Below are 26783 nucleotides of genomic sequence, written 5' to 3' on the forward strand. Positions count from 1 at the left end.
CTGCGCGTGCCGATAGCTGATCTCCCCCGACGCCAGCGCCGCCCGGGTCGCCGGGAGATCCACGGCCAGGGCCCGGCTCTCCGCGACCAGGTTCTCCGCGGTGCGCTGCGGCACCCGGATCGTGCAGGCCAGCTCGCTGGAGAACTCCCGTTCGGCGACCTCACGTGCGTCTCGCCGCGCACCCGGCACCCGGGCATTGTGGTGGGCGATGGCCTGCCCGAATCGGCGGGCATCCTCGACCCGTTCGGCCCGCCGGGCGAAGGCCGCGGCGATGTCCCGTTCTGCCTCGGCAATGGCGTCGAAATGGAGGCCCATGGCCTCTCGCTCTTCGAACACTGACGGCTTCATGAGGACCACGCTAGAGGCGGCCACCGACACTGCACCGGCAGCCGTGCACACTGTGGATAACCTGATCAAACAGGCATTGTGGAGGAACCGGGCAGGTGGGCCGACCGCGTCTCGTGGGCGAGCCACAGGGTCAGGGGCGCGGAGCATCCGTCTGCCCAGCGAAACCAACCGCGACCCTCGGGTTCCACCGCCGTTCCCCCTTCACCTGGTGCTGAAAGACCCCACTGGATGCGGCAGCCCGTTCGACGCCCGGGGGCGGCCCTATGCTCGATCGAATGGTTGGTGTTCTGGTCGGATTCTCCATCATCGGGTTCGTGATCCTGGTGGGCTACCTGATCGAGCGTGCCGGGATCGCCGGGCCGGGCGGCGGCCGGGTGCTCAACCGGGTGGCGTTCTTCGTGGCGTCGCCGGCGCTGCTGTTCACGGTGCTGTCCCACGCGGATGCCCGGGTGCTGTTCTCAACGTTCCTCCTGACCACGCTGTGCAGCATCGCGGTCGGCGCGGGCCTGTACCTCCTGATCGCCCGGGTCTTCTTCCGCACCCCGGTCGCCGAGACCGTGCTCGGCGCGGCCTCGTCGAGCTACGTCAACGCCAACAACATCGGCCTGCCGGTGGCCCTGTACGTGCTCGGCAGCGCCCGGTACGTGGCCCCGGTGCTGCTGCTCCAGCTGCTCGTGCTCGCCCCGCTCATTCTGGGAATCCTCGACGTCTCGACCCGGGGACGACTGTCGCTGGCCGGAATCGTCACCCAGCCGCTGCGCAATCCGATCATCCTCGCGTCCGCGGCCGGGGTGCTGGTGGCCATCTCGGGAATCACCGTGCCGGCCGCGGTGATGGCCCCGCTCGAGTTGCTCGGCGGGGCCGCGATCCCGATGGTGCTCCTGGCGTTCGGCATGTCGCTGCACGGGGAACGGCTGCTCAAGGCTGGTTCCGGGCGCGGCCGGGTCGCCGCGGCATCCGTGATCAAGGTCGCCGTGATGCCAGTCATCGCGTACCTGTTCGGCCGATTCGTGTTCGACCTGGGCGCCCCGGAACTGTTCGCGGCGGTGACCATCGCGGCGCTGCCGACCGCGCAGAACATCTTCAATTTCGCCGCCCGGTACGACCGCGGCGTCGTGGTGACCCGCGACACCGTGCTCGTCACCACCCTGGCCTCGGTGCCGGCGCTGCTGGTGATCGCGGCGCGGCTGGCGCCGACCGCGTAGGGCGCGAGGTAGGGCGCGAGGTTGGGCGCGGGGTGGCACGGGGACGTCGCCCGATCCCGTTCACGCGGGGCGCTGGCGCCCGATCACGGCTTTGACCAGAAGCGGCAGGACGGATGCGACGACGATTCCGATCAGGATGAGATCGATGTAGCGGGCGGCGAAATCCGCCACCCCCGGGATGTGCGCCAGCCCGAAGCCGAGGAGCACGACAGCGCTCGACCACACGGCGGCGCCGACGAGGTTGAACATCGTGAACAGACGCCGCGGCATCGTGCCGACGCCCGCGGCGACGGGAGCGAACGTGCGAACGACGGGCACGAATCGGGCGACCGTCACTGCCGCGGGGCCGAACCGGTCGAAGAAGCCCTGGGTTCTCTTCACGCTCTTCCTGCTGAAGAGGCCGGACTCGCGCCGATCGAAAATCCGGGGGCCGGACCTCCGCCCGATCACATAGCCGAGTTGATCGCCGAGCGCGGCCGACAGGGCGATGGCAGGGACGACGATCCAGAGCGGCTGGCTGATCACGCCGCTGAGAGCGAGCACGCCGGTGAAGAACAGGAGAGTGTCGCCGGGGAGGAAGAAGCCGACGAGCAGCCCGGTTTCCGCAAAGACGATGGCGCAGACGACCGCCAGCCCCCAGACTCCGGCGCCGGAGATCACCGCCTGCGGATCGAGCAGCCCGGAGGCGGGCACTGCCGCGAGAATAATGCTTCCCATATTCGCTGTCCCGTCCTGATCGATCAGGCCGCGACCGCGGCGACGGAATCGGCCCGTCTGGACCGCACGGTCAGAACGAGCACCAGCGTCACAATCACGGCCAGGAACAGAGCGCTCGTTCCCGTCGTACCGAGTGCGAGTCCACCGTCGGCGGTGGGCTGGGACAGCAGGTCGCCCATCGACGCTCCGAGCGGGCGGGTCAGGATGTAGGCGATCCAGAATGCGAGCACGGCGCCCCGGCGGAAGAAGAAGTACGCGACCGCGACGAGGGCGATCGCCGCGGCGAAGACGAGGAGGGCGACGAGGAAACCGAGGTTCAGGCTTTCTGCCACGAGGTCGCCCGCCGCGGTGCCCAGTGCGAAGGTGAACAGCACAGCCAGCCAGTAGAACGTCTCCCGCCGCGTTGTGAAGATGGAGTGGATCGAGAGGGTCTTCTCCGACACGAACCAGACCGTGAACGTCGCCGCCAGGGCGATGGCGAAGACCACGGTGGTGATCCCCAACGGCACGCCGAGACTGTCGGTGAGATTGTCGGTGATGAGTGTGCCCACGACGCTGATCAGGACCACCGACAGCCAGTAGACGGCCGGGATGTACCGGCGAAGCTGGAACTGTGCCAACAAGGCCGCGACGAGCAGCACGGCCATGACGATCGACGTGATGCCGAGGCCCAGGCCGAGGTCCACGTTCAGGAAGTCTGCCGCCGTTTCACCCACCGTGGTGGCGAGAACCTTGATCACCCAGAAGACGAGGGTCACCTCCGGAACCTTGTTCAGAATGCGCCGAGACGGTGACGGGGTGCGGATCAGGGATGAAGTCATCTCACCAGCGAACCGCGCGCGGTCTAAGACTTTCCACAGAGGTAGGGATTCTGCACTGGAGCAGGTGAGAATCAGGGAGTGCGCGCCCGGGGCACAGTGAACGAGATCGCCGTGCCCTCAGCGGAGCCGTCAGCGACCGTGACGGAACCGCCGTAGCGAACCGCGATTTCGCGCACGAGGGACAGGCCGATGCCGAAGCCGGTGCGGGTGACACCCACTTCGTCGGCGGCCGATTCGGAGTGGGCGAAGCGATCGAAAATGCGGTTCGGTTCGATTCCCTGGATGCCCGGACCGCGGTCCCGCACCGTGACCGATACGGTCTTCTTCGTCACGGCCACCTGCACGGAGACGACGGAGCCCGTCGGCGCGAACCGCAGGGCGTTGTCCAGCATCGCGACGACGCACCGGGTGATTGCGGATGCCGGCACCCGGGCGGTCGCGGCATCCGGGGCGTCCAGCTTCACCGTGACCTGTTTCTCCGCCCCGATCAGCGCCATCGACTCCACGGCGACCCCGACCGCGGCGTTCACGTCGACGACGCTGTCCTCGGTCGGCGCCGAACCGCCGATCTCCGCCGATTCGAGCAGGTCGTTGACGATCCCGATCAGCCTCTTTGCGTCGCTCCGCAGCTCGGCGACGACAGCCGAGGAGGGGCCGTCCGCGGGAAGCGCCCGCTGCAGGATCTGCAGGCGGGCATCCAGCACGGCGATGGGCGTGCGCAGTTCGTGGCTTGCGTCGGCGACGAAGGCCCGCTGGATGCGCAGGGCGTCCCCGAGGGGTTGCACCGCCCGCCGTGCGACCGCCCAGCTCATCACGCCGGCCAGGATGATCAGGGCGACGCCGAGCACCGCGGCCGCGCGCAGGAGCCCGACCGCACCGACCTTCAGATTGTCGGGGTCGGGCACCGGTTCGACGAGCTCGGCGACGGATATCTCCGACAGGATGTAGACGACAACGGCCAGGATCACGACGACGACGACGGCCGTGCACGCGATCGCGATCTGGGTGCCGATGATGCGTGAGGCACGACGAATCGCGAGCGTGTCGCTGTCGACGATCGGNGCGCGGGTCACGGCTGGCCCAGGCGGTAGCCCCGACCGCGCACGGTCAGGACGATGTCGGTGTCGGTCTTGCGCCTGAGGTAGTGCACGTAGGTGTCGACGGTGCCGGCGGTGTCCCCGGCGCTGAAGACGGAATTCAGGATCTGCTGGCGGGAGAACGTGCGTTGCGGGGCCTCGGCCAGGAGTCTGAGGAGCTGGTTCTCCTTCTCCGTCAGCAGGACGCGCCCGTCGTAGGGGGAGTAGATCGTCCGGCTGTCCGGGTAGTACTCCCATCCGCCGACCGACAGGGTTCGCCCCTCTCCGGTGAACACCCGACGGATGGCCCGCAGCCGGGCGAGCAGCTCGTCGAACTCGAACGGCTTGACGAGGTAGTCGTTCGCGCCCATGTCGAGCCCGTCGACCTTGTCGCGGGTGGTGCCCAGCGCCGTGAGGAGGAGGATCGGGGTCGTGACCAGTTTGCGCCGGAGCGCGTCGACGACGCCCAATCCGTCCAGCGACGGAAGTCGCCGGTCGATGACCATCACGTCGAACTCACGGGCCAGGCCTGCGGCGAGCCCCTCCGCACCGTCGGTGGCCAGGGTGACGTCGTAGGTTTCCGCCAGCACCTGCTGGATCATCGGGCCCAGCCGGGGGTCGTCCTCGATCAGGAGCAGCCGGGCACGAGGGGTGCTCTCAGCTGGCATCAGGGGCTCCTCACCTCTCCGGGTACCGCGTCGGCGGCGGGTCGACGTTCGCTCCAGTGTGGCACCGGGAGCATCGACCAGAGCGCATTGGCGACTGTGACACCGGCGGTCGCGTACACGATCGACGCGGCCACGTCAGTCGGGTAGTGCACCCCCAGGTACACCCGGGAGCAGGCCACCGAGAGCACCACGACCGTTCCCGCCCCGGCGAGCACCGGGCGCCACCGCCGTCCGCGGGCGACGACGAGCAAACCCAGGAGGAGGCACGCGGCGAAACTCGTGTGACCGCTCGGGAAGCTGAGACCGCCCGGTTCGAGCACCAGGACATGGGCGAGGGAAGGGATGTCGGGGCGTGGACGCTGCACGAGCAGCTTGACCACCTCGGTGCCCAGCCACGGGACCATCACGATCGCCATGAACCGGATGGCCGTCCGGGGCTGCCGGGTGACCAGCAGGAGGGTGACGCCGCCGAGCAGCACGAGCATGACGGCGACGGGAGGGCCGAACAGCCAGTCGATGGTGAGCGCGAACTCGTCGAGTGCCGGTGTGTGTGCCAGATTCACCCGGCGCAGCACGCCCATTTCCACGGATGTCCACCCGGTCGCCGACTTCAGGGCCGACCCGGTGGCAATGACCAGGACGACGACCACGGCAGCCGGGATCGCACTGCTCGGGAGACGGTTTGACGAGCGGATCTCAGAGGCCATCTCCCCAGAATCGCGCTCACCGGCACAGGGCGCTCTAAGAAACGGCCGCCGGCCGCCGGCCGCCGGCCGCCGGCCTCCGGGCTACGGGCGCCGGGTGCGAATGGCGGGCCGTCGGAGCAGCCAGGGCCGCAGCATCCGGGTGATTTGGGGCATCACCAGGAAGGTCATGGTCGGCGCCATCACGAGTGTGGTCACGACGAGTTTGGGCAGCATGGCCACGTCGTGCCAGCCGGGGATGAGCCAGGTCGCGACCAGGGTGAAGGCCAGGTTGGTGGGCAGGAAGCCCAGCCCGATGCTCACCGCCTGCTTCCACCGCGGCACCTGGAACGACGGCGTGGCACCGGCGTCGTCATCGTCGGAGAGCGGCGCGTCGAACCAGCCCTCGATTCCGGTGCGTTTCACCACCCGGGCGTCGAGGATGAGGTCGTGGCCGTCGATCAGCCAGTGCGCCCGCTCCTCTGAGCCTTCCCAGGCATCCAGCAGGTCGGAGTTCGCGAACCGGTAGAGCATGTGCCAGCTCAGGAATCGGCGCTGGCGGGCACCCAGCCCGAGCCGAGGAACCCCGGGAAACTGCTCGCCAGGTCCATGCCGTGTTGCGCCCAGTGGGTGGCGTCCTGGATTCGGGTCGGCTCGACGCGGCGGGTGACGGACACGGTGACGGATGACGCGGCCCGCGCTTGTGGCGCTCCGGCTGCGTTCCCCGGGGGCACGGAAGACATGGTTCAAGTATTGCCGGTGGAACGGCGTCAGAAGATCATCGGGCGGTTGTCGTCTTCGCCCTCCAGCTGCAGGTCGACGGCCACGGGCACGTGGTCGCTCGGCGCGTCGCCCTTGCGCTCATTGCGGTGGATGCTCGCGCCCGTCACGAGGTCGGCGAACGCCGGGGAACCCAGGATGAAGTCGATCCGCATCCCCTCGTTGCGCGGGAACCTCAGCTGCTTGTAGTCCCAGAACGTGAATCCCTCGGGAATCAGCGGGCGCACCACGTCGTGCAGGCCCTCCGCCTCGAACGCGTGGAACGCGGCCCGCTCCGGTTCGGAGATGTGGGTGGACTGGCCGGGGACGAAGCTGGGGTCGCCCATGTCCGTGTCGAAGGGGGCGACGTTCCAGTCGCCCATCAGCGCCAGGGCCAGCTGCGGGTTGCGGCTCAGCTCGTCGCGGGCGTGGGCGCGGAGCCGTTCCAGCCAGTCCAGCTTGTAGGCGAGGTGCGGGTCGCCGATGGCGCGGCCGTTCGGCACGTACACGCTCCACAGGCGCATGCCTTCCACGGTGACGCCGAGCGCGCGGGCCTCGAGCGGCAGGCCGGGGCCCTCTTCCCCCTTGAGGAAGCCGGGCATGTCGGGGAAGGCGGTGGCGACATCCGTCATCTCGTGGCGGCTGGCGAACGCGACGCCGTTCCACTGGCTGATGCCGTGGATGGCCAGGTCGTAGCCGGCGTCCTCGAACGCCTGCGCCGGGAACTGCTCCGGCTTGCACTTGATCTCCTGCATGGCGAGCACGTCGATGTCTTCGCGCACCATCCAGTCGACGACGCGGCCGGAGCGGGCTCGGATGGAATTCACGTTCCAGGTGGCAATGCGCATGCCGCCCAGCCTATTTGACGGATGCCGCGTGACGGCTGCCCGCCCTCCCACAGTGCCCGGGCACTGTGGGAGGGGCTCCGGCCCGGCTCCCGGATGGGGAGTCTGGGCGGGGGACCGGCATTCTCGGAGCCGGGAATGACAGGATTGAGGCCTACGACGACAAGGTAGGGCGGATCCATGACGGAATTGCAGATCGGCTACGCGGCGATGCTGGAGCAGTTCGCCCCGGCCGAGGCGGTGGCCCTCTCCGCCTACGCCGAGGAGCACGGGTTCAGCGGCGTGATGGCGGCCGACCACTTCCAGCCGTGGGTGCCCGCGCAGGGCGAGTCATCCTTCGTCTGGAGCGTGCTCGCGGCCATCGGTGAGCGCACGACGGGCGACCTCGGCCCCGGCGTCACCGCGCCCACGTTCCGCTGGCATCCGGCCATGGTCGCCCAGGCCTCCGCGACGCTCGCCTCGATGTACCCTGGCCGCCACTGGCTCGGCCTCGGCTCGGGCGAGGCGCTCAACGAGCACATCGTCGGCCAGTACTGGCCGGAAGCGCCCGAGCGCATCAACCGCATGTTCGAGGCCATCGAAATCATCTCGAAGCTGTTCACCGCCTCCATCGCCGGCAAGGACGTCAAGCACTCCGGCCAGTTCTACAAGCTCGAGTCGACCCGGCTCTGGACCATGCCGGAGGTGGCCCCGGAGATCCTGATCGCCACGGCCGGGCCGGTCACCGCCAAGCGCGCCGGACGCCACGCCGACGGCCTGATCACGGTCGGCGCCCCACTGGAGAAGATCTCGATGCTGTTCGGCAAGTTCGACGACGGCGCCCGGGACGCCGGCAAGGACCCGTCGACCATGCCCAAGGTGCTGCAGCTGCACATGAGCTGGGCCGAGACCGACGAAGAGGCGATGCGCAACGCCCTGGTCGAGTGGCCGAACGGCGGGATGAAGTTTCCGAAGGGGGACATCCGTTCACCGTTCGAATTCGAGCAGATCGCCAAGCTCGTGCGCCCCGAAGACTTCGAGGGCCGCATGATCATCTCCGCCGACCCCGACGACCACCGCGCGTACATCCAGAAGTTCGTGGATCTCGGCTTCGACCGCATCTACCTGCACAACGTGGGCCGCAACCAGCGTCAGTGGATCGACGTGTTCGGCCGCGACGTGCTGCCGAAACTCAAGCGCTGACGGTGAGCGAGCCTGAGCTGCGGGTATTCGCCCTCGAGGGCATCGGCGAGATCGCGGCGGGCGCCGACCTGGCCGCACTGATCGCGGGCGCGGGCGCCGGCCGACTGCGGCACGGCGACATCCTCGCGGTGACGAGCAAGATCGTGTCCAAGGCCGAGGGCCGGCAGGTCGCGGCCGCCGACCGCGAGCAGGCGATCACGGCTGAGACGGTGCGCGTGGTCGCGACCCGCGCCCACCCGGGCGGGGTCACCCGCATCGTCGAGAACCGGCAGGGGCTGATCATGGCCGCGGCCGGCGTCGACGCGAGCAACACCCCCGACGGCACCGTGCTGCTGCTGCCGGTCGACCCGGACGCCTCCGCCCGCTCGCTCTGCGCGGCCCTCCGCGCGAGCACCGGGCTGCGCCTCGGCGTGATCGTCACGGACACGGCCGGCCGCCCCTGGCGTGAAGGCCAGACCGACATCGCGATCGGCGCCGCCGGGGTCGCGGTGCTCGACGACCTGCGGGGCACGGATGACGCCTCCGGCCGCCGCCTCGACGTCACCGTCGCCGCCGTGGCCGACGAGATCGCCGGGGCGGCCGACCTGGTCAAGGGCAAGACCAGCGGCAACCCTGTGGCCGTGGTGCGCGGGCTCGGGCGTCTCGTGGCGGAGGACGCCGTGGACGGCGGGGCCGGGGCCTCCGGTGCGTCGCGCGCTCCCGGTGCGTTCCTGTTGCAGCGACCGAGCGCGAACGACATGTTCCGGTTGGGGACCGCGGAGGCGCACGCCGAGGGCTTTACGGAGGGCTACGCGGCCGGGCTGGCCGCGGCTGCCGCAGCGTCTGCCGGTGCCGGCGCCGCTGCCGGAGCGGCCGCGGGCGACGCGGCATCCGTCACCGAATGAGCTGGGTGGCCGTCGTCCCGGTCAAGGGCAACCCCGGAGCCAAGACCCGGCTGGGGGCGCGGCCCGATCGGGCCCGGCTGGCCGATGCCTTCGCCCTCGACACCGTCGGAGCGCTGCTGGCGGCGCCCGGCATCGACCGGGTCATCGTGGTGACCGGCGACGGCGAACTCGCCGGCCGCCTGGCCGCCCTCGGGGCCGATATCGTGCGCGAGTCCCGGCACGATCCTGTTCCCCCGGAACGGGCCGCCGCACCAACGGATCCGCTGAACACCGCGATCCGCCAGGGGCTGGCCGTCGTGCGTGCCGAGTTCCCGCACGCGAACGTGGCCGTGCTGACCGGCGACCTGCCTGCGCTGACCCCGGCCGAGGTCGAGCGTGCGCTCACCCTCGCGGCCGCGCAGGAGCGCTCGATGGTGCCCGACGCAGCCGGAACCGGCACCACGACCCTGCTCGCGCGGGCCGGCACACCGATCGAACCACGCTTCGGGGTCGGGTCGAGGGCCGCCCACGAAGCCGCCGGCCACATCCCTCTCGAGCTGCCGGCATCCGCGGGAATCCGCCGGGACGTCGACACCACGGCCGACCTGCTCGCGGTGGCGCGCCTCGGGCTCGGTCCGCACACCAGCCCGCTCGTCGACGGCGCCCGCGGACCGGGCCGGTGACGGCACAAAGAATGCCGCCACCTGCATAGCCAGGCGACGGCATCCCACCGAAGGTCGTGGACCCGCGGTGCTACACCGGGGTGGGCTCGGCCTTGGTCGCGCCCACCTGCACGGCCAGTGCGTCGAGGACGTCCGCGGGTGTCGCGGCGGACTGGATCGCGGCCCGGAAGGCCGGCTTCATCAGTGCGCGGGAGAGCTGGGCCAGGACCCTGAGGTGCTCGGTGCCGGCGTCGGCCTCCGGCACGGCGATGAGAAAAATGAGCGTGGCCTTCGAACCGTCGGACGAGCCCCAGTCGATGCCGTTGCGGCTGCGGGCGAAGGCGATGACCGGAGAAGTCACCCCGTCGGACTTCGCGTGCGGGATCGCGATCCCGTCGCCGATGCCCGTCGTGCCGTGCTCCTCACGGGTGAACGCGGCCTGCGCGACCGCGGCCACATCGCTGACCCGCCCGGTCGTGGTCATCAGCCCGGCCAGGGTGCGGATCATCGCGTCCCGGTCGGTCTCGTCGACGTCGAGCACGATGGTGCGCTCGTCGATGTAGTCGAGAACCGTTTTCCTGAGGGGCGGGGCGGGCTGGGCCGGGGAGGCCGGTGCGACGGATGCGGCGACCCCGGTCGACGTTCCCGCATCCGTTCCCGTGCGCCCGGCGCGGCGGGCCGAGATCCCGAGCAGCAGCACCGAGACGAGTGCCGTGACGACGGCGCCGACGATCAGGGCCACGAAGTACATCGGCACGCCCGAGACCGCGCCGAAGACGGCGACGATCGGACCGCCGTGCGGAACGGAGTCGGTCACGCCGAACAGGGCGGCGATGCCGCCGGCGACCGCTCCGCCGATCATGTTGGCGGGGATGACCTGCAGCGGTTTGGCGGCCGCGAGTGGGATCGCGCCCTCGGTGATGCCGAAGAAGCCCATGAACAGTGCGGCGATGCCGGCTTCGCGTTCGGGCTTGGAGAAGTAGCGACCGCGGATCAGCGTGGCCAGGCCCATGCCGAGCGGGGGAACGGCGATCGCCGCCGCGACCATGCCCATCGGGGCCGGATTGCCGGTCGCGATCAGCGCGCCGCCGAACAGGAACGCCGTCTTATTGATCGGGCCGCCCATGTCGAAGGCGACCATGGCGCCGAGGATCAGGCCGAGGATGACGACGCTGCCGCCCTCGAGACCGGTGAGGAAGGTCGTCATGCTCTCGAAGACCCAGGCGATCGGGCGGCCGAGGGCCAGCACGAAGGCGCCGCCGACGATCAGGGTCGTGAGCACGGGGATCACCAGGATCGGCATGATCGGCCGGATGAAGCGGTGCACGGGGATCTTCTTGATGCCGAGGGCAACGAAACCGACGAGGAATCCGGTGACGATGCCGCCGATGAAGCCGGCCCCCGATTCGGAGTTGTAGAACGCGCCCGTGGTGGCGATCCAGCCGCAGATCATGCCGGGGGCGAGCCCGGGCCGGTCGGCGATCGCATAGGCGATGAATCCGGAGAGGATGGGAACCATCAGCGTGAACCCGATCACGCCGATCTGGTTGATCGTGAGCCAGAAGCTGCCCTCCGGGATCACGAGTCCCTGCGGGGTGGCCTCGCCGCCGAGCGAGAGCGAGATCGCGATCAGGAGCCCGCCGACGACGACGAACGGGATCATGTAGCTCACGCCGTTCATCAGGGCGCGGTACAGGGTGCCGCCGAAGTCGGCCCCGCCGTTCGGCGCGACGCCCGTGTCCCCGCCGCTGCGGGGCTGGGCGGCGAGGGCATCCTCGATCAGCTTCTGCGGCTGGTGGATGCCGTCGGCGACCCGGGCGTTGATCAGCCGTTTGCCCGCGAAGCGAGCCAGGTCGATCTGGGTGTCGGCCGCGATCACGATGGCGTCCGCCCGGCTGATCTCCTCGGGGCTGAAGGTTCCCTCGACTCCCACGGAGCCGTGGGTCTCGACCTTGATGTCGTAGCCAAGCTCACGTGCCGCAGCCTCGAGTTTCTCCGCCGCCATGTACGTGTGTGCGATGCCGGTGGGGCAGGCCGTAATGCCCAGGATCAATATGTCCGGTGGGGTCGTTCGGCTCGTGGTTTCGGTTCGAGTTGCGGGCATAGCGGGGGTTCCTTCCGGCTGAGACCGAGCGGACTCGGTTCGTGCACCCGGTTCAAGTTAACTAACTTAACTAAGCCTACCCCCCGAACGGGCGCCGAGAGCGAGCGCGTCGGCTGCGAGCCGCATCGTCGTCTCCGAATCGCGCATCCAGAGCGGCACGGCGACCGAACGGATGCCCGCGGCCGCCAGGGCGGGCAGCGCACCGGCATCCGTCTCGTCGACCAGCCACGCGTCGAGCACGCCGCCCCCGGCGCGGGAGCCGTAGTGCAGGCCCACGGCCTCGGCCGAGGTCGCCACGCCGATCGTGTGCAGGCAGGCGTCGGCCATGCCCCGCACCGCGGCGCCGGCGATGATCGGGGAGACGCCGACGACCGTGGCGGGCGTGGACCGCAGGGCCTCCCGGATGCCGGGGACGGCGAGAATCGTGCCCACCGAGACGACGGGGTTCGACGGCGGCAGGATGACCAGGTCGGCCGTCCGGATGGCGTCCAGCACGCCCGGCGCGGGCACGGCGGACTCGAGGCCGACCTGCACGAACTCGGTCACCGGCACGGAGGCGCGGTAGCGCACCCACCACTCCTCGAAGTGGATCAGGTCGCCCGCGCGGTGCTCATCGGCGTCCATAGCCAGCCGGGCATGCGTCTCCACGGGGGTGTCGCTCATCGGCAGCAGGCGCGCCCCCGGCTGCCAGCGGCGACAGAGGAACTCGGTCGCCTCGCTCAGCGTCGACCCGCTCCGCAGCAGGTCGCTGCGCACGATGTGCGTGGCCAGGTCGAGGTCGCCGAGCGTGAACCAGGACCAGCCGCGCCCGTAGGCCGCGATCTCGGCCGAGGTGCGGCGGGACTCCTCCGGTCGCCCCCAGCCCTGTTCCTCGTTGATGCCGCCGCCGAGGGTGTACATCACGGTGTCGAGGTCGGGGCAGATGCGCAGGCCGTCCAGCCACATGTCGTCGCCGGTGTTCACGACCACGGTCACTGCCGCCTCCGGCTCGGTGGCCGCGAGGTGCTGCAGCAGTCCGCGGGTGAACCGGGCGCCGCCGATCCCTCCGGCCAAAACCGTGATGGTCGTCATCTGTTGCTTCCTCCGTGCCGGGTGATGCGGGGTTCAGGGCTGGACGGGAACGCCGGCGCGGCGGCCGGCGAGAACACGATCACCGGATGCCCGCCCCGGGGATGCGGGATCACGTCGCAGTCCACGCCGTAGACCTCCGCGATGATCAATGGCCGCAGCACCTCGTCCGGGGTGCCGGACGCGACGAGCCGGCCACGGTTCAGCAGCAGGATCCGGTCGCAGTACGCGGCCGCGAGGTTCAGGTCGTGCAGGGCCATGATCGCGGTCAGGCCGGCGCCTGCGCTTGCGCTTGCGTCCGAGCCCGATGACGAGCCCGTTCCCGTACCGGCGCCGTCACCCGCGCAGAGCCCGCGCACCTGCCCGAGCAGGCCCAGCTGGGCGCTCACGTCGAGGTGGTTGGTCGGTTCGTCCAGCAGCAGCAGGCTCGGCCGCTGCGCCAGTGCCCGGGCGATCTGCGCGCGCTGCTGTTCTCCGCCGCTGAGGGTGTGCCAGGCCCGGTCGGCCAGGTCGCTGCCGCCGATCATGGCCAGCGATTCCTCGGCCACCCGGTGGTCGTCGTCGCCGCCAAAGCTGCCGAGAACCCGGCTCCGGTGCGGGATCCGGCCGAGGAGCACGACCTCGCGCACCGTGAGGTCGACGCTGGGCGCGGCGCTCTGCTCGAGCAACGCCACCCGACGGGCGGTCTCCCGCCGCGACAGACCGGACCGCCCGCCCACCCGTTCCCCGTCCAGTTCGACGCCGCCGGCATCCGCTCTCTCGAGCCCAGCGATCAGGCGCAACAGGGTGGATTTGCCGGCCCCGTTCGGCCCCAGCAGGCCGGTCACGGTGCCCGTCGGCAGGGCCGCCGACACCTCGGTCAGGATATCGGTGCCGCCGATCCGGAACGACACCGCGTCCAGGACTACGCCCATGCCGCGGCCTTCCGGCTCTTGATCAGCACGATGAAGACGGGCACTCCGATGAACGCCGTGATGATGCCCACCGGCAGCTCGCGCGGGTCGAACACCGTGCGCGCCACGGTGTCGGCGATGACGAGGAAGAGGGCGCCGAGCACCACGGCAAGCGGAAGCAGGCGGCGGTGGCCCGGCCCGCTCAGGCCGCGCACGAGGTGCGGCAGGATCAGACCGACGAAACCGATCGAGCCGCTCACCGACACCATGGCGCCGGTGAGCAGGGCGACCGCCGCGAGCAGGGCCCAGCGGGTGCGGTTCACGTCGATGCCGAGGGATGCCGCGGCCGTGTCCCCGAAGGTGAACGCGTCCAGGCGGGTGGCCGCGAGCACGATCCCGGTGCCGACCACGGCCAGGGCGCCCGCCGAGATGGCCACGGTCGTCCAGGAACTGCCGGCGAGCGAGCCGAGCAGCCAGTTCAGGATTTCCCGGTAGGAGTCGCCCTTGGCGGCCCAGAAGATGACGAAGGAGGTGCCGGCCGCACCGAGCTGCGCGATGGCCAGGCCCGACAGCACCGCCCGCCCGGGCGTGATCGTGCCGCCGACCCGCGCGATGCTCAGGGTCGCGACCAGGGCGGCCAGCGCGCCGAGGAAGGCCGCGGCGGGAAGCGCGAACGAGACCCCGAGGATGACCACGCAGACCGCCCCGAGCGACGCCCCCGAGGAGAGGCCGAGCAGGTACGGGTCCGCCAGCGGGTTCCGGGTGACGCTCTGCATGACCGCGCCGCAGAGCGCGAGCCCGGCGCCCACCATCGCCGCCGTCAGGACGCGCGGCAGGCGCAGCTGCCAGACGATCGAGTCGGTCAGCGGGGGCACCGCGGGCAGGCCGGGCAGGCCGGCGTGCCCGCCCAGGCTCGCGGCCACATCCGTCAGGCTCACGTCGGCGGGGCCGATCGTGACGGCCAGCGCGGCCGCCAGCACGAGGGCCACGATCGAGAGCACGAGCCAGCCGAGGTAGCGCCCCGCGCCGGTCCCGCGCCGCGTCGGCTGCGCCGCGACCGATCCGTCGACCAATCCGTCGACCGATCCGTCGCGCATGCGTTCCGTCACCGTTCCGTCACCAGTCCGCCGCCGGGGCCGTCTCGCCGCGGGCTACTTCTTGAGCTGCTTGTCGAGGGCGGCCAGCTGGTCGATGGCCGACGAGGCGGTCTCCACATTGCGGATGCCGGCCTCGGTCGCCGCGAACGGCAGCACGATGTAGCGCTTGTTCTTCACCGCGTCGAGCTCCGCGGTGGCCGGGTTCGTCTCGAGGGTGGCGATCTTCGAGTCAGCGGTGTTCCAGGTGGCGTCGACGAGCACGATCACGCTCGGGTTCGCTTCGATCACCGATTCCCAGCCCACCGAGGTCCAGGTGTCGTGCACGTCCGCGAAGATGTTGGTCAGGCCGGCGGCCGCCATGATCATCGCGGGGGAGCCGATGCCGGCTCCCACATAGGGGGCGTCGGTGCCGCTCGAGTACCAGAGGGCGGTGGTGTCCTCCTTGACCGGCTTAAGCGCAGCGAGGTCGGCTTTCTGCTCGGTGACCAGCTTGGCGGCGGCCTCCGGGGCCCCGAACAGGGCGCCGGCCTCGTCGATCTCGGTGAAGACGGAATCGAAGCTGAGCGGGTCGGGCATGGCCTCGCCCTTGCAGGCGGCGGGCGAGACGTAGCTGCCCACGTTCAGGCCGGCCAGTCCGGCACGCTCGCCCACCCCGTCGGCGGAGAAGTTGGACTCCCAGCCGCCGTAGATGAAGTCGGGCGTGAGGTCCAGCACGGCCTCCTGGCCGGGCACGAAGTCGCTGATCACATTGAGGTCGGCGCCGGCCTTCGCCAGGGATGCCGGCAGCGGCCCGTCGAGGAACGCCGAGCCGACGATGCGGTCGCCGAGGCCCAGCGCGAGCAGCAGTTCGGTGGCCGAGGACTTGATCGTGACGATGCGCTCGGGCGCGGCGGTCACGGTGACCTCGGTGCCGCAGTTGGAGACGGTGACCGGGTAGCCGGTGCCCGCGTTCGCCTCCGGGGCGGCGCTCGGCGCGCTTGGGCCCGCCGCGGCGCATCCGCTCAGCAGCAGCGCCGACGCGGCAACCGCCGCCAGCACAGAAACGCGGGACAACAAGTACGGGTTCATAAAACCGATCCGGTTCTGAGCTGCGAGTGCGGGCGAATCGTCGGTATGAGCGCGCCATGGCGACGATTCGCCCGCATTCGCGAACGAGGGAGAGAAGAAGGGAGAGCAGGAGGATGCGAGCCGAGCGAATGCCGGCGACCTGCCGCCCAAGTCAGGGCCGGCTCGACCGGTCAGATCCAACCGGCGGTCTGCTCCCAGCCTAGGCCAGAACGGGTTGGCCGGAACCCTTGCCACCGGCCGGTTCGGACGACAGGATGATTACGCGTAAGTCACACAGAAACAGATCTGCAAAATAGACGTCGAACAGCACAAACGGGCGAAGCCGCCCGATTCGACTCACCTGATTCGGCGCTGCACTTCCCGGCCTCTCGGCCTGCTCGGCGTCGGGCGCGATGTGGAGGCAAGTGAGATGACCGGGGACAGCAGCAACACGGGCACGAGCAACACGGGCACGGGCAAAACGCACGCCGGCAACACGGGCGGCAGCACCGATCGGCGCGACACCGTTCGGGCCGCGATCACCCAGACGGAGTGGACCGGCGACCAGGAGTCGATGATCCGCAAGCACGAGGGGTTCGTGCGCACGGCGGCCGCCGCCGGGGTGCAGGTGATCTGCTTCCAGGAACTCTTCCACGGCCCCTACTTCGGCATCGTGCAGGACCCGAAGTACTACGACTACGCGCAGAGCGTGCCGGGCCCGCTCACGGAGCGGTTCCAGAAGCTCGCCGCCGAGCACAACATAGTGATCGTGCTCCCCGTCTATGAGGAGGAGCAGCCGGGCGTGCTCTACAACACGGCCGCCGTGATCGACGCCGACGGCAGCTACCTCGGCAAGTACCGCAAGCACCATATCCCTCACCTGCCGCAGTTCTGGGAGAAGTTCTATTTCCGCCCCGGCAACGGCGACTACCCCGTCTTCGACACCATGGTCGGCAGGATCGGCGTGTACATCTGCTACGACCGGCACTTCCCCGAGGGCTGGCGCGTGCTGGGCCTGAACGGCGCCGAGATCGTGTTCAACCCGTCGGCCACCAAGCCGGGGCTGTCCAACCGCCTCTGGGAGCTCGAGCAACCGGCCGCCGCGGTCGCCAACCAGTACTACATCGGCGCCAACAACCGCATCGGCGCCGAAACCGAGGAGTTCGGCGATGAGGCCGTCACGTTCTACGGCAGCTCCTACTTCGTCGACCCGCGCGGCAACTATGTCGGCGAGGTCGCCTCCACCGACACCGAGGAGATCCTGATCCGAGACCTCGACCTGGGCGTCATCCGCGAGGTGCGCAACTCGTGGCAGTTCTACCGGGACCGCCGCCCGGATTCCTACGCCCCGATCGTGGAACCGTAGGCGGGGACACCATGAAGATCCTGATCCAGAACGGAACCGTGGTCAGCGCGACCGGACGGGTGCTCGCCGACGTGCTCACCGACGGTGAGACCATCGCCGCCGTGCTGGCGCCCGGTTCCGCCCTCCTCGGGGCCGACCCGGCCGCATCCGTCGACCGCGTGATCGACGCGACCGGCAGGTACGTGATCCCGGGCGGCGTCGACGCGCACACGCACATGGAGCTGCCGTTCGGCGGCACGGCCGCGAGCGACACCTTCGAGACCGGCACCCGGGCCGCGGCCTGGGGCGGCACGACCACGATCATCGACTTCGCGGTGCAGAGCCACGGCCAGCGGGTCTTCGACGGGCTGACCGCCTGGCACGAGAAGGCGGCCGGCAACTGCGCCATCGACTACGGCTTCCACCAGATCATCGGCGACCTGAACACGGACTCCCTGCAGGCCATGGACGGGCTGCTGGCCGAGGGCGTCTCGAGCTTCAAGCTGTTCATGGCCTACTCCGGGGTCTTCTATTCGGATGACGCGCAGATCCTCAAGGCCATGCAGAAGTCCGCCGGGACCGGGCTGATGACCATGATGCACGCGGAGAACGGCCCGGCCATCGACGTGCTCGTGGGCCAGCTGCTCGCGCAGGGCAAGACCGCCCCGTACTACCACGGCGTCGCGCGCGCCTGGCAGCTCGAGGAGGAGGCCACGCACCGGGCGATCATGCTGGCGAACCTCACCGGGGCGCCGCTCTACGTCGTGCACGTGAGCGCCCGGCAGGCCGTGGAGCAGATCGCGGCGGCCAGGGACACGGGCCAGAACGTGTTCGGGGAGACCTGCCCGCAATACCTCTACCTCTCGCTGGAGGAGAACCTCGGGGCGCCCGGGTTCGAGGGTGCGAAGTGGGTGTGCTCGACCCCGCTGCGCTCCCGGGCCGAGGGCCACCAGGACCACCTGTGGCAGAGCCTGCGCACGAACGACATCCAGATGGTCTCCACCGACCACTGCCCGTTCTGCATGAAGGGCCAGAAAGACCTGGGCCTGAATGACTTCTCCAAGATCCCGAACGGCATCGGCTCGGTCGAGCATCGCCTGGACCTGCTCTACCAGGGCGTGGTCAACGAGCGCATCACGCTCGAACGCTGGGTCGAGATCACCTCCACCACGCCGGCACGGATGTTCGGCCTCTACGGCCGGAAGGGCGTCATCCAGCCCGGCGCGGACGCCGACATCGTGATCTACGACCCGAACGGGCACACCTCGATCGGGCTGGGCGTCGACGAGTTCGGCGAGCAGACCGGCCGCAGCCACCACATGAACATGGACCACTCGGCCTGGGAGGGTTACGAGATCGACGGCCACGTCGACACCGTGATCTCCCGGGGCAAGGTCATCATCGACGCCCAGGCCTACCTCGGGGCCCGGGGCGACGGCCGGTTCGTCCCGCGCGGCCTGAGCCAGTACCTCATCTAGGGCAGGGGACGGCATGGATTTCGGAGTCGTTCTGCAGACCAACCCGCCGGCGGCCCGCACCGTGCAGCTGGCCCAGCTGGCCGAAGCGCACGGCTTCAGCCACGTCTGGACCTTCGACTCGCACCTGCTTTGGCAGGAGCCGTACGTGATCCACAGCCGAATTCTCGCCGAGACCCGCAGGGTCATCGTCGGACCCATGGTCACCAACCCGGCCACGCGCGACTGGACCGTGACGGCCTCCACGTTCGCGACCCTGAACGAGATGTACGGCAACCGCACGATCTGCGGCATCGGCCGCGGCGATTCCGCCGTGCGGGTCACCAACGGGGCCCCCACCACACTGAAGACGCTGCGTGAATCGGTGCACGTCATCCGTGAGCTCGCGAACTCCCGGCCGGTCGAGCACAACGGCGCCACGCTGCAGTTCCCCTGGAGCGTCGGCTCCAGCCTCGAGGTGTGGGTGGCGGCCTACGGCCCGCTCGCGCTCCAGCTGGCCGGGGAGATCGGCGACGGTTTCATCCTGCAGATGGCTGACCTCGACGTGGCCGAGTGGATGATCAAGACCGTTCGGGCGGCCGCGGCGAACGTCGGCCGTGACCCGCTGTCGGTCAGGTTCTGCGTGGCCGCTCCCATGTACATCGGCGACAACTGGGGGCACCTGCGCAACCAGTGCCGCTGGTTCGGCGGGATGGTGGGCAACCACGTGGCCGACATCGTGGCGAAGTACGGCACCGAGTCGCACGTGCCGAAGGCCCTGACCGACTACATCGCCCGGCGGGAGGGCTACGACTATAACGCGCACGGCAAGGCGGGCAACGTGCACGCCGCCTTCGTGCCCGACGAGATCATCGACCGGTTCTGCCTGCTCGGCACCGCGAAGGACCACGTCGAGAAGCTCGAGGCCCTGCGGAGCCTCGGCGTCGACCAGTTCGCCGGCTATCTGCAGCACGACAACAAGGAAGAGACCCTCCGGGTCTACGGGGAGACCGTGATCCCGGAGATGACCGAGCAAATCGTGGCGAAGTTCTAAACTCGGTCAGACTGGACGTGCACGTCGTCCCCGGGCCATCACCACAGGAATCACTCCACCTCCATCTCAACGCAGAGAGAAAGAACCGATATTCGTGACTGACACCACAGCCCAGAGCGCAACCTCAAGCCGGAACGACCTCGCCTACGAACTCGACCGCGCCCACGTCTTCCACTCCTGGTCCGCGCAGGGCAGCCTGAAGCCGCTGGTGATCGCCGGCGGTCTGGGTTCACGGGTGTGGGACTTCGACGGGCGCAGCTATCTGGACTTCTCCAGCCAGCTCGTCAATGTGAATATCGGCCACCAGCATCCGGCGGTCACCCAGGCCATCATCGAGCAGGCCGGCACGCTCGCCACGGTCGCCCCGTCGACGGCGAACCTCGCCCGCGGCGAGGCCGCCAAACGCATCGTCGAGCGCGCTCCGGCCGGGTTCAACAAGGTGTTCTTCACCAACGGCGGCGCGGATGCGATCGAGAACGCGATCCGGATGGCGCGCCTGCACACGGGCCGTGACAAGATCCTCTCCACCTACCGCTCATACCACGGCAACACGGGCGCGGCGATTGTCGCGACCGGGGACTGGCGCCGCATCCCGAACGAATTCGCGCGCGGCCACGTGCACTTCTTCGGCCCCTACCTCTACCGCAGCGAGTTCTGGGCGACCACGCCCGAGCAGGAGTCGGAGCGCTCCCTGCGCCACCTGGAACACGTGATCCAGAGCGAGGGCCCCTCCGGCATCGCGGCCGTGCTGCTGGAGTCCATCCCGGGCACCGCCGGCGTGCTCGTGCCGCCACCCGGCTACCTCGCCGGGGTGCGGGCGCTCTGCGACCGCTACGGCATCCAGCTCATCCTGGACGAGGTGATGGCCGGCTTCGGCCGCACCGGCAACTGGTTCGCGTTCGAGGGCTACGACGTGACCCCCGACCTGATCACCTTCGCCAAGGGCGTCAACTCCGGGTATGTGCCCACCGGCGGCGTGATCATCTCGGACTCCATCGCCAGCGACTTCGAGACCAACGTCTTCCCCGGCGGGCTCACCTACAGCGGCCACCCGCTGGCGATGGCGTCAATCGTGGCGGCCCTCGACGCGATGAAGAACGAGGGAATCGTCGAGAACGCCGCCCGCATCGGGCGCGACGTGCTCGCTCCGGGACTGGCCGAACTGCAGGCGAAGCACAAGGTCATCGGCGAGGTGCGCGGCGTCGGCGTCTTCTGGGCGCTGGAGCTCGTGGCCGACCGGGAGACCCGGCACCCGCTCAGCGGGGCGGTGATGGGCCGCATCAAGACCGAGCTGCTCGCCCGCAACCTGCTGCCGTTCCTCGCGGAGAACCGCATCCACGTGGTGCCGCCGTGCGTGGTCACCGACGACGAGGTCGCCGAGGCGCTCGCCATCTACGACGAGGTCCTGAGCCTCGACCTCCTCGCCTGACCCGCACCCGCACATCCACCCGCACCCGCACATCCACCCTCACCACCTGCACCGTTCCGGTCGAGAGTGCCCGTTCCGCCGGGCACTCTCGACCGGAACGGGCACTCTGACCGCTACTCAATGAAGAGAATGAAGAGAGACGAACGCCCATGACCGACCTGCCCGTCATCACCCACTGGATCGACGGGGCCCCCGTCGATGGAACCTCGACCCGGACTGCCCCGGTTTTCAACCCGGCCCTCGGCGCCGTCGCCAAGAACGTGCGCCTGGCGAGCACCGCGGATGTCGACACCGCCGTCGCGTCCGCGCAGGCGGCCTACCCCGGCTGGCGTGACACCTCCCAGGCCAGACGCCAGGGCATCATGTTCAACTTCCGCGAGCTGCTGAACGCGCGCAAGGGCGACCTGGCGGACATCCTCACCGCGGAACACGGCAAGGTGACCTCCGACGCCCTGGGCGAGATCATCCGTGGCCTCGAAGTGGTCGAGTTCGCGCTCGGCATGCCGCACCTGACCAAGGGGGAGTACTCCGAGAACGTGTCGACCGGCGTGGACGTCTACACGCTCCGCCAGCCGCTGGGGGTCGTGGGCATCATCAGCCCGTTCAACTTCCCGGCGATGGTGCCGCTCTGGTTCTTCCCGATCGCGATCGCGGCCGGCAACACGGTCGTGCTGAAGCCGAGCGAGAAGGACCCGTCGGCGTCGAACTGGCTGGCCGCGCTGATGACCGAAGCCGGCCTGCCCGACGGCGTGCTCAATGTCGTGCACGGCGACAAGGAAGCCGTGGACGCCCTGCTCGTGCACCCTAACGTGCAGGCCATCTCGTTCGTCGGGTCCACGCCGATCGCGAAGTACATCTACGAGACCGCGGCCCATCACGGCAAGCGAGTGCAGGCCCTCGGCGGTGCCAAGAACCACATGCTCGTGCTGCCGGACGCCGACCTGGACCTGGCCGCGGATGCCGCGGTCAACGCCGGTTTCGGCTCCGCCGGTGAGCGCTGCATGGCGATCAGCGTGGTGGTGGCCGTCGAACCGGTCGCCGACGACCTGGTCGCGAAGATCACCGAGCGCCTCACGGGCCTCAAGGTGGGCGACGGCATGCGCGGATGCGACATGGGGCCGCTGATCACGCAGGTGCACCGCGACAAGGTGGCCTCCTACATCGACGTGGCCCACACCGACGGCGCGGAGGTCGTCGTGGACGGCCGCGGCATCGAAGTCGACGGCGACGCGAGCGGCTTCTGGCTCGGCCCGACCCTCTTCGACAAGGTCAGCACGGACTCGGACGTCTACCTCGACGAGATCTTCGGGCCGGTGCTCTCCATTGTGCGGGTCGCCAGCTACGCCGAAGGGCTCGCACTGATCAACCGCAGCCGGTACGGCAACGGCACGGCCATCTTCACCAATGACGGCGGGGCGGCGCGCCGGTTCCAGAACGAGGTGCAGGTGGGCATGATCGGAATCAACGTGCCGATTCCCGTGCCGGTGGCATACCACTCCTTCGGTGGCTGGAAGGACTCCCTGTTCGGCGACGCGAAGGCATACGGCCCGGCCGGGATCGCGTTCTACACCCGCGAGAAGGCCGTCACGAGCCGCTGGCTCGACCCCAGCCACGGCGGCATCAACCTGGGCTTCCCGCAAAACGCCTAGCCGCACCGACCGCGCGCAATACCTGTTGAGGGCGGAAATCCGGGCCGGATTTCCGCCCTCCGTCGTGCGCCCCGGCGCGGTGCCGGAAACCTTGACGACCTCCCCCGGAGGTCCATCGTGGTAGCACCGCCAACGAGGGTGGTCACTGTAGGAGGCCCAGAATGAGAAAACTGAGGAAAAGAGTCGCGCTCCTGGCGATCGGATTGTGGGTTCTGCAGGGCACGGCGCTGGTCGACAAGCTGAAGGCGGACAACACCACCACCGGCATCATCATGATCAACGGATCGCCGACCGACGGCAACGCGGCCCTGTTCAAGAAGCGCGCTCACTCCGTCATCGACCCCAGCGGCATCCCGATCCTCGCCGAGTTCGAGACCCCCGACTGGAGCCCGGACAAGGCCCAGGAGTGGGCGGCCGGCCAGATCACCCAGTTCGGCCCGAAGATCCAGGGCGTGTACGCGGCGAACGACGGCACAGGGGGCGGCGCGATTGCGGCACTCAAGGCTGCCGCGTTCACGCCGATGCCCCCGGTGACCGGTCAGGACGCCGAGCTCGCGGCCATCCAGCGAATCGTCGCCGGAGACCAGTACATGACGGTGTACAAGGCCATCAAGCTGGAAGCCGAGAAGGCTGCGGAGCTGACGCACGCCCTCGCCCAGGGCGACACGCTCACGGGCGACACGGATGTCGACGGAACCCCGTCGACCCTGCTCACCCCGGTGGTCGTGACCGTGGACAACATCATGGAGACCGTGGTCAAGGACGGCTTCTACACGGTTGACGAGATCTGCACGTCGACCTATGCCGAGGCGTGCACGGCGGCCGGGATCAAGTAACGCCAGCACCGGCACCAGCAGACCGCCGGGCGGGGATCACCAGCAGGTGATTCTCGTCCGGCGCTGCACCAGCACGAAACGGACCAGCGCAAAGGACTCGCCATGACCCTGCCCTCGTCGTTGCCGACAGCCCCATTCCCGCCGGGGAGCTGGTCTTTTCACTGCGGGGGATAGACAAGAACTTCGGTGCCGTCCAGGCCCTGACCGCCGTCGACCTCGACATCTACAGCGGCGAGGTGGTCGCCCTCGTCGGTGACAACGGCGCAGGCAAGTCGACCCTGATCAAGATCCTCGCCGGCGTCTACGGCTCCGACGGAGGCACGATCATGCATCGCGACAAGCCGGTCTCGATCTCGAGCCCGTCCGAATCGAACGCCCTGGGCATCGCCACGGTCTACCAGGACCTGGCCCTCTGCGACAACCTCGACGTCGTCGCCAACCTCTTCCTGGGGCATGAGATCGGGGGCCGCGCCATCATCAACGAGGTGGAGATGGAGAAACGCTCCTGGAGCCTGATGCAGCAACTCTCCGCCCGGATTCCCTCCGTGCGGATTGCCGTGGCATCCCTCTCGGGCGGTCAACGCCAGACCGTGGCGATCGCCCGGTCGCTGATCGGGGAGCCGACCGTGGTGATCCTCGACGAGCCGACCGCGGCGCTGGGCGTCGCCCAGACCGCCGAGGTGCTGAACCTGATCGAGCGGCTGCGCTAGCGCGGGCTCGCCGTCGTTCTGATCAGCCACAATATGGCCGACGTCCAGGCGGTCGCCGACCGGGTCGTCGTGCTGCGCCTCGGGCGAAACAACGGCGAGTTCCGGATCGCCGACGTCACCTACGAGGACATCATCGCGGCCATCACCGGGGCGACGGACAACGCGGTCACGAGGCGCGCACAGGCGCGCAGTGCGGAGGAAGCGTCATCATGACGACCCCGACAATTCCCACGTCAGAGCCGCCGGCCGTCGCGGCGGACCGGCAGGACGAACGGCTCATCCAGCGCAAGGCTGGCCGCTGGCGCTCGCGATCCTGTCGTCGATCGTCGCCGGGATGCTCGTCGGCCTGCTCTACGGCTTCCTGTTCACCCGGTTCGGGGTGCCGAGCTTCGTGATCACCCTGGCCGGTCTGCTCGGCTTCCTCGGCCTGCAACTCTGGGTCCTCGGCAAAACCGGGTCGATCAACATCCCCTTCGATTCCTGGATCGTGCAGTTCGCCCAGCAATGGTTCCTGCCCGACTGGCTGTCCTACGTGCTCGTCGTGCTCACCGTCCTGGTCTTCGCCGCACAGCTGGTCTTCATCGCCCGGCGGCGCACCAAAGCGGAGTTGACCGCGATTTCGACGACCTCCATCGTGGCACGCAGCGTGGGGCTCCTGGTGGTGCTCGGGGTGCCCACCTGGTATCTCAACCAGGCCCGTGGGGTGGGCCTGATGTTCCTCCTGTTCCTCGTGCTCGTGGTCGTGATGAACTTCTTCCTGCTGCGCACCCGGTGGGGGAGGGCCGTGTACGCCATCGGCGGCAACGTCGAAGCCGCGCGCCGGGCCGGCATCAAGGTGAAAGCCGTCTACCTCTCGGTCTTCATGCTCTGCTCGACCTTTGCGGCGGTCGGCGGGGTGCTCGCGGCCGGCCGCCTGGCCGCAGCCAACCAGGGCAGCGGCGGCGGCGACACGAACCTCAACGCCATCGCCGCGGCGGTGATCGGCGGGGCCAGCCTGTTCGGCGGTCGCGGCAGCGCGTACTCGGCGTTGCTGGGCATCCTCGTGATCCAGTCGATCTCCAGCGGCCTGACCCTGATGAACCTCGACTCGTCGATCCGGTACATGATCACCGGCGCAGTGCTGCTGCTCGCCGTGATCGTGGACTCCCTGTCCCGTCGCACCCGCGTCTCCCACGGCCGCGCCTGACGCCCGTCCCTGTTCTCCGCACTGCGCGGCCAACTTTCGCTGCCGCGAGGAGGGGTGAGAGGGGCGCGGTCAGGGGGCCGGGGCGATCGCCGCGTGCGTGGCCTGCACCCGGGCGGCCTCGGTGCGCAGCACGTCGACGACGGTGCGCACGGCCAGGCGCTCGGCCCGGTCGGGGCGCATCAGAGCCACGATCTGCCGCTCGGCATCGACCCCGCGCAGGGGCTTGAGCACGAGCCGCCCCGGTTGGTCGCCGCCCCAGGTGTAGCGAGGCACGAGTGCGATGCCGAGTCCGGCCACGACGAAGGCCTCGATCACCCTCAGGTCGGCAAACTGTTGGGCGACGATGACGGGGCTGCCGGCCTTCTGCTCGATCTGGTGCAGGATGCGCTCGAACGGGTAGCCGTGCGGCGCGCCGATCCAGGTCTCACCGACGACGTCGGCCGGGGTGAGCCAGGTGCGGGTGGCCAGCCGGTGGTCGGCCGGGAGTCCCACGTCGAGAGGCTCGGTCATCAGCGGCACGACCGTCAGGCCGCGGCCGCCCCAGGGCAGCTGGCCGCGCAGGCTGTAGGCGAGCACGATGTCGAACTCCGCCGTCAGCGCGGGGAAGTCGCTCAGCTCGGGGTCCTTGTCGGTGCAGTTCACGACGAGCCCGGGCACCGCGGCCACTTCCCGCAGTGCGCCGGGCAGCAGCATCTCGCCCGCGGTCGGGAACGTGACCAGGCTGACCTCGCCGGTGGCGTCGTTGCGGAACTCGTCCCAGACCGCCGTGGCGCGGGCGAGGGCGACCGCCACATTCGTGGCGCTGCGGGCCAGGGCGCGTCCGGCATCCGTCAAAATCAGGCCGCGCCCGCTGCGCTCGGTGAGAGGCAGACCGGCCTCCCGTTCGAGCACTTTCAGCTGCTGGGAGACCGCCGACGGGGTGCGGTGCGTGGCCCGGGCGACCTCGGTGATGCTGTGGCGCTCGGCCAATTCCCGGAGTAGTTCGAGCCGTTGCACATCCATGTAGCTAAGCTACACACTCCCTGCAGAATAATACGATTGTGCTGCAAAGTTAAAGGTGGTGAAATAAAAATGTCGAACTC

Annotated in this window: 25 protein-coding genes and 2 pseudogenes; 12 read left to right on the top strand and 15 right to left on the bottom strand. The window is 69.4% G+C overall.

The window, feature by feature from the left end; genetic code table 11:
* Window positions 1-348, bottom strand: a pseudogene (locus E3O49_RS08115) (HNH endonuclease signature motif containing protein); the annotation flags it as partial.
* Between the two features lie 275 nt (window positions 349-623).
* On the opposite strand from E3O49_RS08115, the gene E3O49_RS08120 reads away from it, so the two are divergent.
* Entirely contained in the window at window positions 624-1553 is a 930-nt protein-coding gene (locus E3O49_RS08120) for an AEC family transporter (RefSeq protein ID WP_134367963.1), read from the top strand.
* A gap of 60 nt (window positions 1554-1613) precedes the next feature.
* On the opposite strand, the gene E3O49_RS08125 is transcribed toward E3O49_RS08120, so the two are convergent.
* The 8 genes from E3O49_RS08125 to E3O49_RS08155 all read right to left on the bottom strand — a co-directional run bounded on the left by E3O49_RS08125 (window position 1614) and on the right by E3O49_RS08155 (window position 7125).
* Window positions 1614-2270 carry a DedA family protein gene (locus E3O49_RS08125; protein ID WP_134367962.1) on the bottom strand — a complete coding sequence of 219 codons (657 nt, stop codon included), beginning with the start codon at window positions 2268-2270 and terminating at the stop codon, window positions 1614-1616.
* Between the two features lie 23 nt (window positions 2271-2293).
* Complete coding sequence (locus tag E3O49_RS08130; RefSeq protein WP_134367961.1) at window positions 2294-3091, bottom strand: COG4705 family protein; 798 nt, start codon at window positions 3089-3091, stop codon at window positions 2294-2296.
* Window positions 3092-3162: 71 nt separating this feature from the next.
* Window positions 3163-3903: a sensor histidine kinase gene (locus E3O49_RS08135; RefSeq protein ID WP_478213384.1), complete on the bottom strand. Its 741-nt coding sequence runs from the start codon at window positions 3901-3903 to the stop codon at window positions 3163-3165.
* 257 nt (window positions 3904-4160) lie between these two features.
* Window positions 4161-4835: a response regulator transcription factor gene (locus E3O49_RS08140; RefSeq protein WP_134367959.1), complete on the bottom strand. Its 675-nt coding sequence runs from the start codon at window positions 4833-4835 to the stop codon at window positions 4161-4163.
* A complete protein-coding gene (locus E3O49_RS08145; RefSeq protein WP_134367958.1) occupies window positions 4835-5542 on the bottom strand; it encodes a phosphatase PAP2 family protein in 708 nt (235 codons plus the stop codon). Before E3O49_RS08145 ends, E3O49_RS08140 begins: the two co-directional genes overlap by 1 nt.
* Before the next feature lie 81 nt (window positions 5543-5623).
* Window positions 5624-6052 carry a putative antibiotic biosynthesis monooxygenase gene (locus E3O49_RS08150; RefSeq protein ID WP_241976200.1) on the bottom strand — a complete coding sequence of 143 codons (429 nt, stop codon included), beginning with the start codon at window positions 6050-6052 and terminating at the stop codon, window positions 5624-5626.
* Between the two features lie 8 nt (window positions 6053-6060).
* Window positions 6061-6261 (bottom strand): putative antibiotic biosynthesis monooxygenase, encoded by a 201-nt coding sequence (locus E3O49_RS17085; protein ID WP_241976198.1) that lies wholly within the window; start codon window positions 6259-6261, stop codon window positions 6061-6063.
* 27 nt (window positions 6262-6288) lie between these two features.
* Window positions 6289-7125, bottom strand: coding sequence for an exodeoxyribonuclease III (locus E3O49_RS08155; RefSeq protein ID WP_134367957.1), 837 nt, complete (start codon window positions 7123-7125; stop codon window positions 6289-6291).
* A 177-nt stretch (window positions 7126-7302) separates the two neighbouring features.
* Here E3O49_RS08155 and E3O49_RS08160 point away from each other — a divergent pair, with 177 nt between their 5' ends.
* Genes E3O49_RS08160 through cofC form a run of 3 tightly spaced genes read left to right on the top strand, consistent with a single transcriptional unit; the run spans window position 7303 to window position 9850 of the window.
* On the top strand, window positions 7303-8304 hold the full coding sequence (locus tag E3O49_RS08160) for a TIGR03557 family F420-dependent LLM class oxidoreductase (RefSeq protein WP_134367956.1): 1002 nt from the start codon (window positions 7303-7305) through the stop codon (window positions 8302-8304).
* Between the two features lie 2 nt (window positions 8305-8306).
* A complete protein-coding gene (cofE, locus tag E3O49_RS08165; RefSeq protein ID WP_134367955.1) occupies window positions 8307-9188 on the top strand; it encodes a coenzyme F420-0:L-glutamate ligase in 882 nt (293 codons plus the stop codon).
* Window positions 9185-9850, top strand: a complete 666-nt coding sequence (gene cofC / locus E3O49_RS08170) for a 2-phospho-L-lactate guanylyltransferase (RefSeq protein ID WP_134367954.1) — start codon at window positions 9185-9187, stop codon at window positions 9848-9850. Before cofE ends, cofC begins: the two co-directional genes overlap by 4 nt.
* A 70-nt stretch (window positions 9851-9920) precedes the next feature.
* On the opposite strand, the gene E3O49_RS08175 is transcribed toward cofC, so the two are convergent.
* The 5 genes from E3O49_RS08175 to E3O49_RS08195 form a co-directional block, all read right to left on the bottom strand.
* A complete protein-coding gene (locus E3O49_RS08175) occupies window positions 9921-11933 on the bottom strand; it encodes a PTS fructose transporter subunit IIABC (RefSeq protein ID WP_134451331.1) in 2013 nt (670 codons plus the stop codon).
* Between the two features lie 66 nt (window positions 11934-11999).
* Complete coding sequence (gene cofD / locus E3O49_RS08180) at window positions 12000-13004, bottom strand: 2-phospho-L-lactate transferase (protein ID WP_134367952.1); 1005 nt, start codon at window positions 13002-13004, stop codon at window positions 12000-12002.
* On the bottom strand, window positions 13001-13915 hold the full coding sequence (locus E3O49_RS08185; RefSeq protein WP_134367950.1) for an ABC transporter ATP-binding protein: 915 nt from the start codon (window positions 13913-13915) through the stop codon (window positions 13001-13003). Before E3O49_RS08185 ends, cofD begins: the two co-directional genes overlap by 4 nt.
* Complete coding sequence (locus tag E3O49_RS08190) at window positions 13906-14991, bottom strand: putative F420-0 ABC transporter permease subunit (protein ID WP_134367948.1); 1086 nt, start codon at window positions 14989-14991, stop codon at window positions 13906-13908. The genes E3O49_RS08185 and E3O49_RS08190 overlap by 10 nt, the downstream gene beginning before the upstream one ends.
* Before the next feature lie 54 nt (window positions 14992-15045).
* Window positions 15046-16059, bottom strand: coding sequence for a putative F420-0 ABC transporter substrate-binding protein (locus E3O49_RS08195; protein ID WP_134367946.1), 1014 nt, complete (start codon window positions 16057-16059; stop codon window positions 15046-15048).
* 409 nt (window positions 16060-16468) lie between these two features.
* Here E3O49_RS08195 and E3O49_RS08200 point away from each other — a divergent pair, with 409 nt between their 5' ends.
* From E3O49_RS08200 to E3O49_RS08235, 8 genes and pseudogenes are all read left to right on the top strand, one after another.
* Window positions 16469-17404, top strand: coding sequence for a nitrilase-related carbon-nitrogen hydrolase (locus tag E3O49_RS08200; protein WP_134367944.1), 936 nt, complete (start codon window positions 16469-16471; stop codon window positions 17402-17404).
* A gap of 11 nt (window positions 17405-17415) precedes the next feature.
* On the top strand, window positions 17416-18861 hold the full coding sequence (gene hydA / locus E3O49_RS08205; RefSeq protein ID WP_134451333.1) for a dihydropyrimidinase: 1446 nt from the start codon (window positions 17416-17418) through the stop codon (window positions 18859-18861).
* A 13-nt stretch (window positions 18862-18874) separates the two neighbouring features.
* On the top strand, window positions 18875-19891 hold the full coding sequence (locus E3O49_RS08210) for a TIGR03842 family LLM class F420-dependent oxidoreductase (protein WP_134367940.1): 1017 nt from the start codon (window positions 18875-18877) through the stop codon (window positions 19889-19891).
* A gap of 94 nt (window positions 19892-19985) precedes the next feature.
* Window positions 19986-21320, top strand: coding sequence for an aspartate aminotransferase family protein (locus E3O49_RS08215; RefSeq protein ID WP_134367938.1), 1335 nt, complete (start codon window positions 19986-19988; stop codon window positions 21318-21320).
* A gap of 149 nt (window positions 21321-21469) precedes the next feature.
* Window positions 21470-22969, top strand: coding sequence for a CoA-acylating methylmalonate-semialdehyde dehydrogenase (locus E3O49_RS08220; protein WP_134403231.1), 1500 nt, complete (start codon window positions 21470-21472; stop codon window positions 22967-22969).
* 161 nt (window positions 22970-23130) lie between these two features.
* Entirely contained in the window at window positions 23131-23805 is a 675-nt protein-coding gene (locus E3O49_RS08225) for a substrate-binding domain-containing protein (protein ID WP_134411292.1), read from the top strand.
* Window positions 23806-23939: 134 nt separating this feature from the next.
* Window positions 23940-24728 (top strand): annotated as a pseudogene (locus E3O49_RS08230) (ATP-binding cassette domain-containing protein).
* A 121-nt stretch (window positions 24729-24849) separates the two neighbouring features.
* Window positions 24850-25701 carry an ABC transporter permease subunit gene (locus E3O49_RS08235; protein WP_241976196.1) on the top strand — a complete coding sequence of 284 codons (852 nt, stop codon included), beginning with the start codon at window positions 24850-24852 and terminating at the stop codon, window positions 25699-25701.
* Window positions 25702-25770: 69 nt separating this feature from the next.
* Here E3O49_RS08235 and E3O49_RS08240 read toward each other — a convergent pair whose 3' ends face one another.
* On the bottom strand, window positions 25771-26703 hold the full coding sequence (locus tag E3O49_RS08240) for a LysR family transcriptional regulator (protein WP_134367931.1): 933 nt from the start codon (window positions 26701-26703) through the stop codon (window positions 25771-25773).
* Window positions 26704-26783: the final 80 nt, after the last annotated feature.

Origin of the sequence: Cryobacterium shii, from assembly GCF_004402595.1 — a bacterium.
Taxonomy (GTDB): domain Bacteria; phylum Actinomycetota; class Actinomycetes; order Actinomycetales; family Microbacteriaceae; genus Cryobacterium; species Cryobacterium shii.

Bases quoted from the DNA above. Each gene is read 5' to 3' on its own strand.
- E3O49_RS08135 (WP_478213384.1), bottom strand. From the start codon at position 3,903: ATGAGCTGGGCGGTCGCACGGCGGGCGGTGCAACCCCTCGGGGACGCC.
- E3O49_RS08220 (WP_134403231.1), top strand. From the start codon at position 21,470: ATGACCGACCTGCCCGTCATCACCCACTGGATCGACGGGGCCCCCGTC.
- E3O49_RS08175 (WP_134451331.1), bottom strand. From the start codon at position 11,933: ATGCCCGCAACTCGAACCGAAACCACGAGCCGAACGACCCCACCGGAC.
- E3O49_RS08200 (WP_134367944.1), top strand. From the start codon at position 16,469: ATGACCGGGGACAGCAGCAACACGGGCACGAGCAACACGGGCACGGGC.
- E3O49_RS08160 (WP_134367956.1), top strand. From the start codon at position 7,303: ATGACGGAATTGCAGATCGGCTACGCGGCGATGCTGGAGCAGTTCGCC.
- E3O49_RS08120 (WP_134367963.1), top strand. From the start codon at position 624: ATGGTTGGTGTTCTGGTCGGATTCTCCATCATCGGGTTCGTGATCCTG.
- E3O49_RS08185 (WP_134367950.1), bottom strand. From the start codon at position 13,915: ATGGGCGTAGTCCTGGACGCGGTGTCGTTCCGGATCGGCGGCACCGAT.
- E3O49_RS08225 (WP_134411292.1), top strand. From the start codon at position 23,131: ATGAGAAAACTGAGGAAAAGAGTCGCGCTCCTGGCGATCGGATTGTGG.
- E3O49_RS08150 (WP_241976200.1), bottom strand. From the start codon at position 6,052: ATGCTCTACCGGTTCGCGAACTCCGACCTGCTGGATGCCTGGGAAGGC.
- E3O49_RS08125 (WP_134367962.1), bottom strand. From the start codon at position 2,270: ATGGGAAGCATTATTCTCGCGGCAGTGCCCGCCTCCGGGCTGCTCGAT.
- E3O49_RS08155 (WP_134367957.1), bottom strand. From the start codon at position 7,125: ATGCGCATTGCCACCTGGAACGTGAATTCCATCCGAGCCCGCTCCGGC.
- hydA (WP_134451333.1), top strand. From the start codon at position 17,416: ATGAAGATCCTGATCCAGAACGGAACCGTGGTCAGCGCGACCGGACGG.
- E3O49_RS08210 (WP_134367940.1), top strand. From the start codon at position 18,875: ATGGATTTCGGAGTCGTTCTGCAGACCAACCCGCCGGCGGCCCGCACC.
- E3O49_RS08190 (WP_134367948.1), bottom strand. From the start codon at position 14,991: ATGCGCGACGGATCGGTCGACGGATTGGTCGACGGATCGGTCGCGGCG.
- E3O49_RS08140 (WP_134367959.1), bottom strand. From the start codon at position 4,835: ATGCCAGCTGAGAGCACCCCTCGTGCCCGGCTGCTCCTGATCGAGGAC.
- E3O49_RS08195 (WP_134367946.1), bottom strand. From the start codon at position 16,059: ATGAACCCGTACTTGTTGTCCCGCGTTTCTGTGCTGGCGGCGGTTGCC.
- cofC (WP_134367954.1), top strand. From the start codon at position 9,185: ATGAGCTGGGTGGCCGTCGTCCCGGTCAAGGGCAACCCCGGAGCCAAG.
- E3O49_RS08240 (WP_134367931.1), bottom strand. From the start codon at position 26,703: ATGGATGTGCAACGGCTCGAACTACTCCGGGAATTGGCCGAGCGCCAC.
- E3O49_RS08145 (WP_134367958.1), bottom strand. From the start codon at position 5,542: ATGGCCTCTGAGATCCGCTCGTCAAACCGTCTCCCGAGCAGTGCGATC.
- E3O49_RS08130 (WP_134367961.1), bottom strand. From the start codon at position 3,091: ATGACTTCATCCCTGATCCGCACCCCGTCACCGTCTCGGCGCATTCTG.
- cofD (WP_134367952.1), bottom strand. From the start codon at position 13,004: ATGACGACCATCACGGTTTTGGCCGGAGGGATCGGCGGCGCCCGGTTC.
- E3O49_RS17085 (WP_241976198.1), bottom strand. From the start codon at position 6,261: ATGTCTTCCGTGCCCCCGGGGAACGCAGCCGGAGCGCCACAAGCGCGG.
- E3O49_RS08235 (WP_241976196.1), top strand. From the start codon at position 24,850: ATGCTCGTCGGCCTGCTCTACGGCTTCCTGTTCACCCGGTTCGGGGTG.